The following is a 17,324-nucleotide window of genomic DNA, read 5'->3' as shown; positions in this document are numbered from 1 at the left end:
CTCTATGTCAAAAGGTGCTACCCCATTGCTCAATGAAGAGCATGTGTGATAGCACCTTTTGTCATATTAGTTATAGCTTATGATGCACACTGTTTACACAGTCGCTTTGCGTAACATTAGATAGGATAAAATCATGTAGATGCATGTTAACGGAATCGTCCAAATCGCCAACTCAAATGCTGTGTGTACAGCAAACCAGTTGAAAATATCATCCCACCATTGATTTCTAGTAATCAAAAAGGAAACGATTGAAGATACCATGAGGATGAGAATGAAGAATGTGTAAGTGCCGTTCTTACCGAATCTGCGATAAAGACTTGAAATAATAAAACCACTAAGAAAACAGTGAAGCACGAAGAGAAAGAAAACGAAGAACTGTTCAATCAGCATGCCATCACTCACATAAGGAAGATGGAAAAAATACAAATCTGTTCCCCATCCAATGAATACTTGACTCTCGATAAATGATAGGATCAGCAGAACAATGACAGTATATAAGCTTATGGATAGGAAATACAACATTGTACCAGAGAAAAAGTCCGATCTACGTACACTTAACCCTAGTGCAAAAGGAAAGGTTTGCACCAGTACAACAACTCCACCTACGAACATATAGACGAAAATCGAAGATAAACCACCTGTAATCATACTTTCTGACACGAAGCTACTTATAACTGCATTGATAAGGAAGCTTGATAATAGAATGATCCATGGTAAGTAGAACCATGAGAATCGATCTTTGGCATGAATTTTCATCACGGTTAGGATTCGGTTCATCTAACCTCTACCTCCTTTCTACCCAAACTATCGCTTGTGAGATGTACGATTAACTGCTGTAAGGGAACAGGTGCTAATTCAAGTCCCAGTGACTTCGCTTTTCGTTTGTTATCTGAACTTAATTCACCCATGACGGTAACAGAAGCTAACCCTCCAAAAGTTTCGCGTGCTATAATTTGCTTTCCTTGTGTGAATTCTTCAATAACCGAGGCAACACCTACAATTGTAAAAGCTTGACCTCGAAGTTCATCAGCATCCATATCCATCATGAGCTTTCCATTATCGATCAACATAATATGCTCCAGTATGCCACTTACTTCATCAATGAGATGTGTAGATAATAGAACAGTTCGAGGGTTCTCAGAAAAGTCTTCGATTAATCGGTTATAAAATATGTTCCGCGCAACAGCATCAAGTCCTAAATAAGGTTCATCGAAAATAGTAAGCGGTGCACGACTAGCAAGGCCAACAATAATTCCGACAGACGATAGCATACCGCGAGACAGCTTCTTCATTCTTCTCTTAATGGGTAACCGAAAATCCGCAATGAGCCTATTTGCAAACTCCCAATCCCAGTTGGCATATAACGATGCAGCGATCTCTAATACATCTATAATACGATAGGTGTCCGGATACTTCTGGCTTTCCTTGATAAAACACACTTGACTGAGCACATGGTTATTCTCATAAGGAGATTCACCAAACACCTTAATATCACCGCTAGTTGCGAACTGTTGTGCAGTGATCATGTGCATAATCGTTGTTTTGCCCGCACCGTTCCTTCCCAGTAGACCATATATTTTATCAGGCTCTATCGTAAAACTAACATCATCGACTGCTATAACTTTTCCATAAGATTTGGTTAATTGGTTAATTTCAATTACAGCGTTCATTCTGTGTGCTCTCCCTTCTTGATCATATCCATCAATTGTTCAGTTGTAATTTCCAGCTTAGCTGCCTCTTGGATCATGGTCACAACATATTGATCGTAGAATAACTTCCTGCGCTTCTCGAGTAACTCTCCACGTGCGCCAGTTGCTACAAACATACCTATCCCCCGCCTTTTGTATAAAATCCCTTGATCGACCAATAGATTCACACCCTTTGCGGCTGTTGCAGGATTAATCTGAAAGAAGGATGCGAATTGATTCTTGGATGGTACCATGGATTCTTCTGGCAATCTTCCATCAATGATGTCATCTTCGATTCTTTCAGCAATCTGAACGAAAATCGGACGGGTGTCATCTATTAATATGTTCATTTCCTCACCACCTGATTGGTTGATTACTTGTGTAACCAACTATACATCAACCAGATATTTCCTGTCAATAGGTGTTTTTCACTGATTATAAAAAAAGAGCAAGAGCACAATTGTGCCCTTGCCCTTCCATATTCTTTGCTGTGCTCCAGTATTTCTGAAGCTATTGTTTATATTAGAAAATCTCCGATTGCTTGACTCTCTCATTCAGAAAGGCAAAATCTTTATCTTGCAAAGGCTCTACTTTCCCTTTCTGATAGCCGTTACCCTTAGTGGAGAAGAAATCATGTGTGCTTGTCTCTGTTCTAATCCCGTTAAGCACTACAGGGTTTACTTCTTCTTCAGGGAATGTTGGTTCTAAACCTAGATTCATCAAGGCTTTGTTACCGTTATAACGAATATATTTCTTCACTTCATGAGTAAGTCCGATCTCATCATACAGCTTCTCTGTATATTCAAGCTCATTCTCGTACAGCTTATGCAGAAGTTCAGGTACGAACTCATTCGCTGTTTGTTTTTCCACAATACTGAGCTGGTTATATACCTCTTGCGCAAGTAAACCAACGAATACCCCGTGAACACTTTCGTCCCGAATGATCAGTTTAATGATCTCGCCGCTCGCTACCATTTTACCTTGTCCAGCTAGATATAATGGGTAGAAGAACCCAGAATAGAACAAGAAACTTTCTAGGAATACGGAAGCGACCATGGCTTTATACAAGCTCAGATTGTCGCCAGCCTTAATATCACGGTACAAGCCATCGATGATGGATGTTTTATATTGAAGCTGCTTATTATCCTTCACCCATTCGAATGTTTCATTAATCATTTGTGCACTAGCTACGGTCGTGAAAATTGTACTATAGCTCTTAGCATGGATTTCTTCCATAGCTGCTTGAAAAATCAAGATCGCTTTCTTCTGTTTTTCCTGCACAAATTGAGCGATCATTGGCATACCAACGTTACCTTGTTCTGTATCAAGTAAAGTTAATCCACCAAGTACCCGCATATAAGCTAACTGTTCACTTTCACTTAATTTAGGCCAAGATTTCAAATCCTTCGATATCGGAATTTCAGTATCAAGCCAGAATTGAGTGGTGTTCTGTGTCCACAGCATTTCGGTATAATCGGTTTCTGGTGCATTCCAGTTAACGGCTTCAAATTGTTTTATACTCATCGGTTTAATCCCCCTTATATCACGCAGCTTACGCATTCGTCGATCGTTTTCTTTCTAGTCCGTGTATAATAGAGCGTTTTTAAACCTTTCTTCTGGGCATAGATGTAATACTTCGCTAAATCACGTGTAGTAAGGTCATCTTTGACAAAAAGAATTGTTGATATCGCCTGATCGATATGCACCTGTACTTCAGCAACCAAATCAATGAGGTTGAACATATCCATATCATAAGCTTCTTTGTAATAGAAATAGTTCTCTTCACTTAGGAATGGCATTGGATAAATAGTCTTAGAATCGCCATACTCTCTCTCCTCAATCTTCTGAGTAATCGGTGCAATCGAAGCTGTTGAGGATTGTAGATAAGAAATTGAACCGGTTGGAGCAATCGCTAAACGATACGCATGATAGACACCATTCTTAGCAACTTGTTCTTTTAACTGAATCCAATCTTCCATCGTCGGAATTTCATGACCAGCGAATAGCTCTTTAACTTTATCTGTAACCGGAGAATAATCYGTATCGATATAGCGCTCAAAATAATTACCATTCGCGTATTCACTTTGTTCAAAGCCTACGAAAGTCTCTCCTCTTTCCTTCGCGATCTCCATGGAACGCTCTAGGGAGAAGAAATTCAGCATCATGAAGAAGGTTCTAACGAAATCTCTCGCTTCCTTCGATTCATAAGCTACACGATTCTTTGCCAAATACCCGTGCAGGTTCATAGCGCCAAGACCTACTGAATGCAGCTCTCTATTCGCCTTCGCCACTGAAGGTACGATCCTGATATCGGAACGATCGCTTACTTCCGTTAGTGCATCCATGGAATGATGTACTGTATCTCTCATGCGCTTATTGTTCATGACATTCACGATATTGAGAGAACCTAAATTACAAGAAATATCGCGATTAATGATATCTTCTTCATGATAATCATTGATGGTTGATACTTCACTTAACTGCGCAATTTCGCTGCATAGGTTAGAGAATTTGACACGACCGAGTTCTTTTAACGCATGATATTCGTTCGTATTGTCTACAAACATGATGTATGGGTAACCAGACTCCATCTGGGTCTGAGCTATTTTCAAAATTAGGTCTCTTGCAACTAGCTTCTTCTTACGAACATTCGGATTGTTCACAAGCTCATCATACATTTCCGAAATATCCATATCATCCAAATGCTTACCGTATTCTTTATAAACAGTCAGCGGATAGAATAAGTACATATCCTTATCTTTCTCAACTAATTCAAAGAATTTATTCGGAGCAACAACGCCAAGTGAAAGTGTCTTGATCCTAGTTTTCTCATCACTATTAATCTTCTTGGTATCTAGGAACTCTTGAATATCTGCATGGAAAATGTTCAGATAAACAACGCCGCTACCATCTCTTTGACCTAATTGATTCGCATATGAGAATGCATCTTCAAATAGCTTCATAACTGGCAATACGCCACTTGCTTTGCCATCTAAGCCTTTAATTTGTTCATCAGCGGCACGAATTTTGCTTAAATTCAGGCTGACACCGCCGCCTATTTTACTAAGCTGTAAAGCAGAATTAATAGCAAAACCAATCGAATTCATAGAATCGTTAACTTCTAGTAGGAAACAGCTAACGAGCTCGCCGCGTCTTTTCTTCCCTGCATTCAGGAACGTAGGTGTCGCTGGCTGATACTCTTGCGAAATCAGGATATCTGCATATTTCATTGCTTTATCCATATCGCCTTTACCTAGGAATAAAGAGACTACTGCAATACGATCTTCATATCTCTCTAATACCTTCGTGCCATCATCAGTCAACATTGCGTAATTATTGTAGAACTTAAATGCGCTCATGAAGGATGGGAATCTGAATTTCTTCGCATACAAATACTCATATAATTTCTTAATATCTGCAAAAGCATATTGATCAAACACGGCTTTCTCATAATATTGATGCTCTAGTAAATAGCCAATTTTCTCCTCTAAATTATGAAAGAAAACTGTATTTTGATTTACATAGTCTACAAAATAACTTCTTGCTGCTTCCCGGTCCTTATCAAACTGAAAGCTACCATTCTTTTGTACCATAATTTCATTATTAAGCTGTATCCATTTTGCGATTTGCGTAGACAAATTGACTAACCTCCTGTTTAAATTGCATGACATCTTTGTTAGTTCCACTTAGCTCGAACTTCATCAGTAACGGGACTCCATACATATCTGCTATATGGTCACCCGCAAGTCCATATCTGGCCCCCCAATTCATATTGCCACTCGAAACTACGCCTTGAAGCAAATGTCCATTGGCTGCTAAGAAATTGAGTGTTGCTTGTGGGGCTTGTCCGAAACCTGTTGTATATGTAACTAGAATAAAGGGTTGATCAACTACGCAATCCGCTGTGATCTGAAGACATTCCATATCAAGCTTCTGAACGAATCGCTTAACGTTTCCTGTTTTTGAATCGAATGCAATTAGCATGTTGTCACTCCTTGGCTTACACATCTGCTCTACTATCTAACGCTTGACACACGTCAAAAACCCATCTCCGAAAGAGATGGGATAATTACCAAAAACGACGCACATAAACAAGCGCAGGAAACAGAACTTACCTGTCATAGCGTCGTTTCAACTTCTTATCCCCCGAAGACATGAAACCAAGAGAATAGGCAGGTCTACTGGCTTGTGCTTCATCTTAAACGAACCCTTCCCATATAAGTCGCCATAATAACGTGCTTATACAGTGGCATGTTCATTTCATCAGCACTTACAGTTGCGGGGACAGCTCTGGATTCTCACCAAATTCCCTATTAGTTCGTTACGACACCTAATTCTCTTATTATTCAATTAGTCTATATCTAGTGGTCATTCCCGATACACAATACTAGATATCGCGTTATTTAGTAGCATAACCATTATTTCGACGAAATGCAAGTGTTTTTCTCATATAAGAATTTATATAAGTTGATCTTTTTCTCGCTGGGTTAGACGTCTTCCACTTACATTAACTGCGATCTTCCCGTCTGCTATGCCAAGAATGCGTGTAGCATATTTTTCGGCAAGTTCGATTTGTGGTAAAGCACAAATAACAGTAATATTTTGTGTCTCGCATAATTTCTTCAAATCCTCAAGTACACGTTTGGCAGATTCAGGCTCTAGTCCCTTAACCGGATCATCAGCAACTAACACTTTAGCTCCCTGAACAAGAGCTTTGGCCATCGCAACACGTTGTTGCTCCCCACCACTAAGCTTTTCAAGCTTCATATGTGCTTTTTTCTGCAAACCTACTTTTTCGAGCATATCAATGGCATCGAACTTCTCTTCTACACCTAACAGCTTCCATAATGGAGTCATTAAGAAACGTCCACTTATCACATTCTTAAGTGCCGTACGACTCTTGTTCAAATGTGGTTTTTCTTCTAAGAAGGCCCATTCACGGCGCATTTTGAGCTTGACCTTCCATGATGTTCGATCGACATTATTCCCATTATAAATTAATTCGCCTTCATCCCAGTTCTCACGTAGTGCTAAACAACGGAAAAGCGTGCTCTTACCACTTCCACTTGAACCGAGCACAACGATGAAATCACCAGCATAGGCTGAAAAATCAACACCTGACAAAACATTGGTATTTCCGAACTTTTTCGCTAAACCTTTAACAATAATCATCTGTCGTCGAAATCTCCTTTTATGGCTCTGACCCGATAGTTGATAGATGCATTATTTCTGCATACATTCAATTATATAATAAAATTGGATGAAAGGCTTATTTCTTTTGAAATGAATTAATTTCATAATACCTTTAGCTGCTTCAATCGGGAGTATATATAGATCAAAACGGTTTAATTTGTCTATATATAGTTTCAATTTATCCATTTAGATCAGTTATGAAATTGATTCACTAGTAAGATATTATTATTGGAATAATCCTGAACTAGAATATCTCCATCTTGCTTTGTAAGCGGAATATGTGCATCTTGAAGATTCTGCAGGATACGATCAAGCTCACCTTGATTCGGAATCACAATTGTATAGTATTTAAGACCTACCGCATTGTCAGGCGCAGGAGGTGCTCCAACACCTGCCCATGTGTTCATTCCAATATGGTGATGATAACCACCTGCTGAAATGAATAGCGCACTTGGCATTTGAGCAACTACATCAAAACCAAGCATTTGGCAATAAAATTGATGCTCCCTTGTCAAATCAGCTACATGCAGATGAACGTGTCCGATCGTTGTACCTTCTGCAAGTCCACTCCAGACATGTCCATGTCCTTCATCATATAGACTTTGCATATCAACTGGATCAGTTGCCATCTTAATGTGTTTATTATGATCGAGCTCCCAAGTCTCACGCGGGCGATCCGCATAAATCTCGATTCCAATTTTATCAGGATCGTTCAAATAGAGGGCTTCACTAACCAAGTGGTCCCCTTGTCCTATTTCAATTTGGTGTTTCAGTAAATTACGTAGAGATAAGCTTAAATCTAATCTGCTAGGCACTAGAATTGCAAAGTGATATAGTCCTGTAGTTCTTCTTCTCCCTGTCATCGCAACTGCATTTGGAATTTCTTCTAGTACCAGAATAGCATTCTTACCGTCAACAGACAGTTCTGCTGTTCGATTCACTTGTTTGAGGATTTGGAAGCCAATCACTTCTTTATAGAAGGTAATCGAACGCTCCAAATTGCTAACCTTTAAATGTACTTGCCCAATTTCAATCGCTGGATGTATGGATTGTGTTGTATTCATCATTATTAGAATCACCCTTAATCATTATTTTATATAATAGAGAAATCGTTAGTTACTTTTTGTAAGTAAATATATAATAATTATATCCTTGTGTCAATAGCACACCAAGCCTAATAACCGAGAAGGAACAGGCAGTGTAACCCTGATTCCCCCTCGGCTATCTCAAAATAAGATCAATTGTAATCCTTTAATCCAAAATACTTGTATTAGTGTTGAGCTTGTCTCCGCTTATATCCCTCTGCGTTAACTTCTTCGTAAATGCACTTACAAGAAGCATGATGATGAGGTTAATAACAAGTCCAATAATGCCGATATTTAAGTCTTTAATAACTTGTGGAGCAGAAGGCAGCATTGTTCCCATGGTTTGATTTGTAATGGTCGTATATAACACAACAAGAACGCCTACAATCATTCCCGCGAATGCACCATATATATTTACGTATTTCATATTCATTACACTCATATAAAGCGATGGCGCTAACTGAACAATTAAGCTGTATGCCATAATATTAAGAATAGCTAGGGCTTCCCCACCCGTTATCGTAAAATAGAGACTGATTGCCGAAAGCATCAAAATGATCAGCTTCGAGACAAGAGTTAACTTCTGATCTGTCACTGATGGAACCATTACTTTGTATACATTCTTGGTTAATCCAATTGCTACAGACATTAACATGATGGAAGTCGGAACTAATGCAGTTAACAAGCCTGCTGCGCCAATAAGACCAACTATCCATGGGTCAAAGGTTGCAATGGCTAATTTTAAGAGAGACAGGTCTCCCTCCGCCCCTTGTAAACCAGGAATTTGGACAGTAGCTGCAAATCCAACAAAAAAGACAAATAATAATAAAAGTGTATACAGTGGCAGGCTAATAGTGTTCTTAACAAGAGTCTTTCTGCTATTGGCAGATAAAACAACCATAAATGTCGTTGGCATAATATAAAAACCGATTGCCGATATAAGTACGGTTGAGATAAACCATGAACTACTCAGTCCCTGGTCTGCTAAAGTCAGGAGCTCTGGCTTCACTGTATGGACAGCCTCAAACATGGGCTGTATGCCTCCAAAGTAATGGAAAGGTATGTATAGTCCTAGAAAAACAACCACAATTAAGATCATAAAATCTTTAATAACCGATGTCCAAGCTGATCCATGAATACCCGAGATCATCACATAGATTGTAACCACAATCGTCCCGATACAGCTAGCTACTATTGGAGAAATTGCTCCATAAGATGCTTCTGACACAATAATCCCGAGTCCCCTAAACTGAATAACAATGTAAGGAACGAGAGCTACTGCCCCAAGAATAGCCACAAACACACCCAAAGCGCGACTTTTAAATTTGGATACATAAAAATCAGGCTGAGAAATAATCTGATGCTTCTTCCCGTACTCCCACACCTTAGGCGCTAGCCAATAGGCAATGACATATCCTAAGAAGATGTAGGTCGGTACATAGAAAGCAGCTACTCCTTTGGAATAAGCCCACCCACTGCCACCTAGAAGTGAGAATGTCGTGTAAACCTCGCCAGCTGTAAGTAAGAAAATAAACAGGGTTCCAAATCCCCGTCCACCGACAGCCCACTGATCGAGACTCATCTCTTTGCCTCTTGTTGATCTGATTCCTAAGTAAAGAGCAAGCGCTAAAAATAAAGCAATGATGACGATGGAGATATTCATTCAACTTCGCTCCCTGTATTCTCAGGATCGAACTTATAAACAATAGCTAGGATAATAGATGTGAGGACCATCCACATCGATATCCAAAATAGAAAGAAAGGTAAACCGAGAACATATGGCTCAACCCGATTCACATAAGGTATAAAACCTAATGTCCCGATAAAAGGAATGAATAACAGCAGTTTAATAAATTTCACTTTATGGCCTCCTAGCAATAATGACCCATATATTAAACCTTTTTGATCCAATGCTCAACATATTTTTCCCATTTGTTTCTCAATTCATCAACTTTTGCTAAAAACGTTGCCAGCATAAAAAAACCTCTAACCCTTAGTTAGATTAGAGGTTCTTCCGCGATTATTAATGACATTAATTTATAAATTAATCCTCATGCATTCACAGCAATATGTTTAATGATTCGCGCGGGGTTCCCACCCACAACTACGTTATCTGGAACATCCTTGGTTACGACCGACCCCGAGGCAACAACTACATTATGACCTATCGTTACACCTGGATTAATGACCGATCTTCCACCAATCCAGACATTATCTCCAATTGTAATCGGCTTACCAAACTCTAAACCGGTGTTTCTTAAGGTTGGTTCGAGTGGATGTCCAGCGGTATAAATATGGACTCCAGGTGCTAAAAAGCAATTAGCTCCAATTCGGACTTCAGCTACATCCAGAATCACACAATCAAAGTTCGCATAGAAATTATCGCCAATATATATGTTGGAGCCGTAGTCACAACGAAAGCTTGGTTCAATGTATATCCTCTCTCCTATGGAGCCAAATAAGTTATTCAATATATCGCGACGTTCATCTAGTTCAGTCTCTAAAGTCTGATTAAATTGCCGCGTTAATTTTCTGGCATGCTCTCGTTCCTTGACAAGCTGTGGATCAGCACCATCATACAATTCACTATTTAGCATTTTCTCTTTTTCTGTCTTCACGCGGATGCTCCTTAAACTACATAGCTAATTTATTTTATAACATTAGAACTACATCTCAATTACTTCTCCAGCTATTAAACTTGCCTGGACATCAATAATGCGCTGATTACGGCTTCCGCGAAACGCAAGTGTTAAGTCTTGTTGTTCCAGAATAAATTTACCGTCGATTAACACATCGCATAATGTAAGCAGATGGCGCTTTACTGGATCCGACATAATTTCATCGTAAGTAAATCCACTATATGCCCACACCGTATGACTGGGGCAACTAGCTCGGTATTCTTCCACGAAGGGCTGTAGCTTACCTGCAGAAAAGAAAGGATCGCCTCCGCACAAGGTTATCCCATCGAGTAAAGGATTGCTTTGACAATCTGCTATTATTCGCTTCTGCTCATTCTGATCAAATGGCTTACCATGATTGAAATTCCATGTTACCGGATTAAAACAACCAGGGCAATAATGCTTGCATCCACTTATAAAAATGACTGCTCGAATGCCACTTCCCTCATTAATGCTTTCTGGATAGTAGCCGCATATATTCATAGATGCTTAACCCGATCTCGAACTTCAGCTTGTTTTGCTGCATTAAATCTTTCTGTATAAGAACCCGTTAAATAACCAGTTACCCGCCTCAATCGGCTGAAGCTATGATCAGATTCAAGTGCTCCACAGTGCGGACATGAGCTACCAATCACGCCCTCATATCCACATGCTGGGCATCGATCAATCGGATGATTTACAGAAAAGTAGCTAATATCTTTACTTAATGCATATTGGACAATTTTCCGGAACGCCTCCAGATTGTTACGAGCATTACCATCTAATTCGATGTAAGAAATGGCGCCAGCATTACATAACTCATGAAAAGGTGCTTCAAGCTCAATTTTACGTGCAGCAGAGATTGAATGATAAACAGGAATATGGAATGAATTTGTATAATATTCACGATCCGTTACACCTAGTATACAACCAAGCTCATGACTATCCTTCTTTACAAACTTACCTGATAGTCCTTCTGCTGGTGTCGCAAATAAGGTGATATTCAGATCATATTCTTCCGACCATCGATCACAATGATCCCGCATGATTCGGATAAGCTCAACTGCCTTCTCATGAATAGCTGGATCCTCAGCATGATGCTTACCGTACATGGCTTTCATACACTCTGCAAGTCCAATGAACCCAATTGACAATGAACCATGTTTAATTAATTCTCTTACGGAATCTGTCGGCTTCAAGGTCTTCCCTTGCTTCCATACACCCTCCCTCATCATGAAATCAGAAGCTTTGGCCTGCTGCATAGCTTGAATCTCATAACGATGTAATAATCCTTCTAACGCAGCTTCCATCGCTGTGTGAAGTGAAGACATAAATCCAGCTTCATCAGGGGCTAACCGCTCACCCGTAGCTATCCCATTCTCTAACCCTAACCGAACAAGGTTAATGGTGTTAAATGATAAATTTCCTTTTCCAGAAAGATGGTTCCAGCCAAAACGATCGCTAATATTACGTGTGCGACAGCCCATTGTTGCAAACTCTGTATCTGGATTTCCTTCTTGATAGTATTGCAGATTAAATGGCGCATCAATATTGGCGAAATTAGGATATAGACGCTTGGCCGAGCATTCCACAGCCTTGATAAATAAATCATAATTCGGATCTTCCGGATGCTGATTAATCCCCTTCTTACATTTAAAAATTTGTTGAGGAAAAATCGGTGTTTCTCCATTACCAAGTCCTCTAATCGTGGAGTCTAATAATGCATAGATTAAGAGACGCCCTTCTGGTGAAGTGCATGTCCCATAGTTTACGGAGCTAAAAGGAATCTGGCCCCCTGCTCTACTGCTCATTGTATTCAAGTTATGAATCATACTTTCAGCTGATTGATACGTCTCATTTACCGTCTCGTTCATCGCAAAGTCGTAAGTTCTCGGATACTCACTTTGCAGCCACTCATTACCCATGTGAATGTTATCCTCAGCAACTTGCCTATCATCGGTACTGTGGTTATCGGTACTGTGTTTATCGGTACTGTTGCAATCCGTACCACTTAGCCCCTCTTGTAAATAACGCATCCCTTTATTAAAATGCTTGCGAAAGGACTTTGCTACAAATGGTGCCAAGTCATGATCAATCATATTCGCACTCACACCACCGTATTGTGAGTTTTGTTGATTTTGAAAAATAATCGTAACTAGCGCTGCTGCCGTCATAATCGATTGCGGTGGTCTAATCGTACCGTTACTTGTATGAAAGCCTTCACGCAGCAGTTGACCGAACGGAATGAAAATACAATTCGTCGTTCCTAGGATATATTGATCCATGTCATGTATATAGAGATGATTATGATTTATTTCTTCTTGAACTCTAGGCGGGATCGCATAACCGACGTACCATTTTGCAAATTCGGAACCGAATTTAGACATTTTGCCAGAGAATGATTCACCGTTTAGGTTCGCATTTTCTCGTACGAGATCCAAATCGAGAGTGTGAACTATATTTTGCCCAATTTGATATAATTGCGTCCGTTTCAGTCTTTCTTCCGTCCGTTTATGCCGATAGAGCATGTATTTCTTCGCCACATCTTTACGCTTACTAGCCATTAGCTCCTCTTCGACTTTATCTTGGATTTGTTCCACAGACATATCGATAGAACTAGCTTCAGCATAACCCTTAATCGTATTCGCTATGACTGTACATAGCTCTTGATCAAGAGTACCCGTTTCATTCATCGCCTTCTCTATTGCTTTGAAGATCCGTGATTGATCAAATTCAACTCGTGTACCATCTCGTTTAATTACATGCATTAGACAAGCCTACTTTCTGTAAGTTCTTAGATATGACGTAAACATGAATATCAGTTACATAACGATAAGAAAGCTTTGAATGCAATTGTGAATTATCACACTTACTCTTCCACAATAAAAGACATCTCCACTTTTAAGAGTAAAAGTGGAAATGTCTTCAGAATTCATCCTATAAATGATGTCCTCTGACACTTCCCTATCGCTCGTAGGTTACTTAAATAGTGTCGTCAGAATAGGCAGGTTTTCTGGCTAACAGACATGAATGCTAACAACCACTAAAACTGCTATGTCTACAAATAAAACTAATTTGTTCACATATTTAATGGTGTTAATGTTTATGGTCTGCTACAGTGGCGGGACCGCGTCGGTTTAATCCGAACTTCCCTTTTAAGCTTTGACCTCATTGTTGTTCAAAGCACCTATTCCCACAATATATAGTTGATGCGTATAAGATTAAATCAATATATTGAAACTTGTCAATGCTATCCTGCACACTCCGTTTATCCTAATCGTTCCTGCACTTTCGGGAATACGCGAAATGCATTGTTGTAGAACACATCTTCCCAATAGGCTTCCGGAACTAGCTGTTTAACAAAATTAATATATACATCAATTGGCGCAAGCGGCCAATCCGTTCCGAACACGATTTTATCATAACGATCTGCATATACTAGGCCACGACGCAAATGATCCATAAAGAGAGGCTCATTCTGGAATCTGTTGAACACCTGCTGGTTACCCACTTGTAAGCCAGAAATGTCTGCGAATACATTATCATTCTTCGAGACGATTTCGCCGCCCTCCATCACCCATGGATCACCGAGATGACAGATCATAAAATTAATATCGCGATATGCAACTGCCAATTCGTCGACTGCAAGTGGATGTGAATACTTCAACAGTCCACGAGGTGAATAAGTATCGCCGGTATGAATAACGACTGGCATCTTGTACTGCGCAGCTAGCTCGTATACAGGAGAATATATAGGATCATACACATAATAGTGATAATAACCCGCATACAGCTTGATCCCTGCTGTTGACGACCTTTGTAATGCCTTCTCAAGTGCTTGCAGCTGCTTCTCACCTGGATCATTCACGAGCCTATCTGGATTAATACCCACGCACTCAAGTAGAAAGTCCGGCAATACTTCTTCTAAATCAAGTGGCATTGGATTAGGAGAAGCTGAGTCAGGAAAAGCTCCATCCGTCTGCTCCGTTACACCCATACCTATTCCGAGAACAACTCCACTGGCATCAAATTCGCGTTTGAGCCCTTCTGAAGTATAAGTTACATATGATTTCTCATCCGCAGTCTGTTGAAAACTGGCAATACGAGATAAATGAATATGGGCATCAATAATTTTCATCGTCATTCGATCACTCACCTGTTATTTAGTAATAGAACCGATATACATTAATTGTGCAGGTTCTAGCTGATCAACTGCTCCATCTAGTATACCTTGCACACTATCTAATATCTCTTGTAAGGATAACCACTCACCTTGCTTTTTGGTAAAAGGCTCTGCCACATAAAAAGGCTGCGTGAAGTATGCTTCTAGTCTTTCCCCACGTTCATAAACAGCCTTATCCATTTCGGAGAGCTTATCTAGGCCGCGTACTTGAACCAGGGATCTTAGCTCCCGATAACGCCTCATTAATTTGCGTGCACGCTGCTGAATCGTTAAATGAGACGCTTCTAATTGTGCACCTTCGAGTATGACAGAAGTAGAAGTAATTGGATCTATAGCCGGATAAAACTGTCTAGTCGCAAGATCCATATCCAGTTTCCATAAGGTGTCAAGCGGACCATATGGAGCCTGCTCATCGACTGATTCACCTATACAATCAACAAGTGCAATGGTTACGGGTCTTGCACCAGGCTCATTGATTCTTTCGCGCAATGTGTGTAATTCACCCGATAGCACAATCGAACGATCCGCGCCCAAGAAAATATCCTTGTCTTCCCTAATTCGCGAAATTTGCTCGATCACTTCTTCTAGACTCGAACAAACCATACTTGCTTCCTCAACAGCATCACTAATACCAAGTGCTTCAGCTTCAGGAACCCACATGATGGTTTCATACCCACGTTGATTAACTCTGCGGAACAGCTCAGCAAGTAAAACTAGCTGGCCCATTCCTGGACGTGCAACGAAACCCATCGTGCCCCCTCTTACAACAGGTGCGAATAAATCTAACACTTTAATTCCCGTTTCGATCATACCCAAATTACCTCCTCGAATAATTAATTCATCCAAAGTACATCCAGCAATTGAAGCAAGTGTGACCAGAGTTCGAACCTCAGCGCGTCCAACTGGTATTTTACCTGTACACAGATTAGATACTGTAGCTGGACGTAAACCAACATTTTTAGCTGCAGTAGTCAAATTGGGGACACGCCGCCGAAGTAAAGCTACATTGAGCTGTAAATCTTCGATTTGAATAACCTCCTTATAATATAAAATATCTTATTACTCTGAATAGTAAATCAAATTACGCTGTAAAGCAACAATTAATTTTAATTTTCCAATAAATTTATAAAAAGGCTACCATCGTCGGCAGCCCTAAGTTACGTTATTGAATTTACCAACCGCTGGGACTTGATTTCCTGCCTTCACCGCTCTTATATGCCTCCCATTATCAGTACAAAAAATAGAACGACATAGGCAAGTGAAAATATATGTACTGAGCCTCCTATAATAGATAGCTTCTTGCTTCTATTTATCACGAACATACCAATTATACTGATGCACAATCCGATCGGAGGTAATACATAAAACATCGATAAAATGATGTTGCTAAAAATATTGATTTTTAAAAGTAGCGCAACATTTAAAATGATTAACTGAATAATACCGAGCACACATGAAATATAACCAAATATCGACTCAYGTTTGTTAACCATATTAGTAATCTTGTTATGTGATTCCTGCTCTTCTAAGGTTGTTATTTCCATAAGTATAGCCTCCTCAGCTTTAACTCATCAACATCAAACCACTATTTAATGAAAATCAGAAATATAAAATAACCCATATAACATACAGGAATAACTAATAGAATGATGGTCAACCAGACTAATATTTTGATCCATTTTTCTCTGTGTATTTCTTCTTGTACTGTCTTAATTTGTTTATCATCATTCAAAAAATCATTTTCCATTTATCCAATTCACCACCTGTTTGGTTATATCGTATTCCATATTATACCATTAAATTGCAACTGAATGACTAACTGTTCTATCCATTGACTTAACAACCAATTATCAACACTTAAATTTATCAGTGCTACCAATAAAAAAAAGACTACTGAACGAAGTCAGTAGCCCTTATACTTCCACAATATTTAGTTAATCGAATCAATTTCATAATACCTTTAGCTGCTACAATCAAGGCTATATATAGATCAAAACGGCTTAAGCGAACTCCGTACTCTCACGTTCTCTCTCAGGTATGCTTAGTATGCTGTAAGGTTTGAACGAATATTTGCTCGATGTGGGTGTCATCTAATGAATAGAATACGGTCTTTCCGACTTTACGACGCTTCACAATACGCATGTTACGAAGGTAGCGAAGCTGATGTGATATAGCAGATTGCCCCATATCCAGTAGTACAGTCAAATCATGTACACAAAGTTCCTTTTGCAATAAAGCATCAATTAATTTAACCCGCGTCGGATCACTAAACGCTTTGAACCAATCAGCCAATTGAACAGCATATTGATCTTCAATCATACGTGCTTTAATCAGGTTAAGATCCGTTTCAGTTCCCATACATGTAGATTCACAATCTTCAGTCATGATTATTGGTTGTTCCATAGTCTCACCTTCTTTGTTCGTTATATAAAACTATATCACAGTCCTCATGAAAATTACGGTTTATCTGGATTCTTCGTGCATGATCGTTATCAAACATTATAACAAAAGAATAGCT

17 protein-coding genes and 2 riboswitches are annotated in these 17,324 nt (G+C 39.5%); all 17 genes read right to left on the bottom strand.

Translation table 11 applies throughout. The features are described from left to right. Nucleotides 1–93: 93 nt before the first annotated feature. The 17 genes from AC1DOK_RS12660 to AC1DOK_RS12580 all read right to left on the bottom strand — a co-directional run bounded on the left by AC1DOK_RS12660 (nt 94) and on the right by AC1DOK_RS12580 (nt 17,209). A complete protein-coding gene (locus AC1DOK_RS12660) occupies nt 94–777 on the bottom strand; it encodes a hypothetical protein (protein ID WP_477554638.1) in 684 nt (227 codons plus the stop codon). After that, a complete protein-coding gene (locus AC1DOK_RS12655) occupies nt 774–1,670 on the bottom strand; it encodes an ABC transporter ATP-binding protein (RefSeq protein ID WP_477554637.1) in 897 nt (298 codons plus the stop codon). The genes AC1DOK_RS12660 and AC1DOK_RS12655 overlap by 4 nt, the downstream gene beginning before the upstream one ends. Next, nucleotides 1,667–2,038 carry a GntR family transcriptional regulator gene (locus tag AC1DOK_RS12650; RefSeq protein WP_477554636.1) on the bottom strand — a complete coding sequence of 124 codons (372 nt, stop codon included), beginning with the start codon at nt 2,036–2,038 and terminating at the stop codon, nt 1,667–1,669. The genes AC1DOK_RS12655 and AC1DOK_RS12650 overlap by 4 nt, the downstream gene beginning before the upstream one ends. A gap of 172 nt (nt 2,039–2,210) precedes the next feature. Further along, a complete protein-coding gene (gene nrdF, locus AC1DOK_RS12645) occupies nt 2,211–3,206 on the bottom strand; it encodes a class 1b ribonucleoside-diphosphate reductase subunit beta (RefSeq protein ID WP_477554750.1) in 996 nt (331 codons plus the stop codon). A 20-nt stretch (nt 3,207–3,226) separates the two neighbouring features. Further along, on the bottom strand, nt 3,227–5,359 hold the full coding sequence (nrdE, locus tag AC1DOK_RS12640) for a class 1b ribonucleoside-diphosphate reductase subunit alpha (protein ID WP_477554635.1): 2,133 nt from the start codon (nt 5,357–5,359) through the stop codon (nt 3,227–3,229). Continuing rightward, nucleotides 5,292–5,672, bottom strand: a complete 381-nt coding sequence (gene nrdI / locus AC1DOK_RS12635; protein WP_477554634.1) for a class Ib ribonucleoside-diphosphate reductase assembly flavoprotein NrdI — start codon at nt 5,670–5,672, stop codon at nt 5,292–5,294. The genes nrdE and nrdI overlap by 68 nt, the downstream gene beginning before the upstream one ends. Nucleotides 5,673–5,842: 170 nt before the next feature. Beyond that, nucleotides 5,843–6,038: riboswitch (cobalamin riboswitch) on the bottom strand. A 108-nt stretch (nt 6,039–6,146) separates the two neighbouring features. Beyond that, nucleotides 6,147–6,860: an ATP-binding cassette domain-containing protein gene (locus AC1DOK_RS12630; RefSeq protein WP_477554633.1), complete on the bottom strand. Its 714-nt coding sequence runs from the start codon at nt 6,858–6,860 to the stop codon at nt 6,147–6,149. A gap of 212 nt (nt 6,861–7,072) precedes the next feature. Next, nucleotides 7,073–7,948, bottom strand: a complete 876-nt coding sequence (locus AC1DOK_RS12625) for a VOC family protein (RefSeq protein WP_477554632.1) — start codon at nt 7,946–7,948, stop codon at nt 7,073–7,075. 184 nt (nt 7,949–8,132) lie between these two features. Beyond that, the gene (locus tag AC1DOK_RS12620; RefSeq protein ID WP_477554631.1) at nt 8,133–9,629 is read right to left on the bottom strand and encodes a sodium:solute symporter family protein; all 1,497 of its coding nucleotides are present in this window, start codon (nt 9,627–9,629) and stop codon (nt 8,133–8,135) included. After that, nucleotides 9,626–9,826 (bottom strand): DUF3311 domain-containing protein, encoded by a 201-nt coding sequence (locus AC1DOK_RS12615; RefSeq protein ID WP_477554630.1) that lies wholly within the window; start codon nt 9,824–9,826, stop codon nt 9,626–9,628. The genes AC1DOK_RS12620 and AC1DOK_RS12615 overlap by 4 nt, the downstream gene beginning before the upstream one ends. Nucleotides 9,827–10,017: 191 nt before the next feature. Then, entirely contained in the window at nt 10,018–10,584 is a 567-nt protein-coding gene (locus AC1DOK_RS12610) for a sugar O-acetyltransferase (protein WP_477554629.1), read from the bottom strand. Between the two features lie 48 nt (nt 10,585–10,632). Then, complete coding sequence (nrdG, locus tag AC1DOK_RS12605) at nt 10,633–11,127, bottom strand: anaerobic ribonucleoside-triphosphate reductase activating protein (protein ID WP_477554628.1); 495 nt, start codon at nt 11,125–11,127, stop codon at nt 10,633–10,635. Further along, nucleotides 11,124–13,391, bottom strand: coding sequence for an anaerobic ribonucleoside triphosphate reductase (locus AC1DOK_RS12600; protein ID WP_477554627.1), 2,268 nt, complete (start codon nt 13,389–13,391; stop codon nt 11,124–11,126). The genes nrdG and AC1DOK_RS12600 overlap by 4 nt, the downstream gene beginning before the upstream one ends. A gap of 218 nt (nt 13,392–13,609) precedes the next feature. After that, nucleotides 13,610–13,829, bottom strand: a riboswitch (cobalamin riboswitch). A 62-nt stretch (nt 13,830–13,891) separates the two neighbouring features. Beyond that, entirely contained in the window at nt 13,892–14,761 is an 870-nt protein-coding gene (locus AC1DOK_RS12595) for an amidohydrolase family protein (RefSeq protein ID WP_477554749.1), read from the bottom strand. A 21-nt stretch (nt 14,762–14,782) separates the two neighbouring features. Further along, complete coding sequence (locus AC1DOK_RS12590; protein ID WP_477554748.1) at nt 14,783–15,832, bottom strand: ATP synthase beta subunit C-terminal domain-containing protein; 1,050 nt, start codon at nt 15,830–15,832, stop codon at nt 14,783–14,785. Between the two features lie 185 nt (nt 15,833–16,017). Next, a complete protein-coding gene (locus AC1DOK_RS12585) occupies nt 16,018–16,350 on the bottom strand; it encodes a hypothetical protein (RefSeq protein WP_477554626.1) in 333 nt (110 codons plus the stop codon). Nucleotides 16,351–16,837: 487 nt separating this feature from the next. After that, nucleotides 16,838–17,209: an ArsR/SmtB family transcription factor gene (locus AC1DOK_RS12580; protein WP_477554625.1), complete on the bottom strand. Its 372-nt coding sequence runs from the start codon at nt 17,207–17,209 to the stop codon at nt 16,838–16,840. Nucleotides 17,210–17,324: the final 115 nt, after the last annotated feature.

Source organism: Paenibacillus sp. P5_B5 (assembly GCF_056400365.1).
Note: the sequence above shows the minus strand (reverse complement) of the source record. Positions and strands in the feature narration are given on the sequence as shown.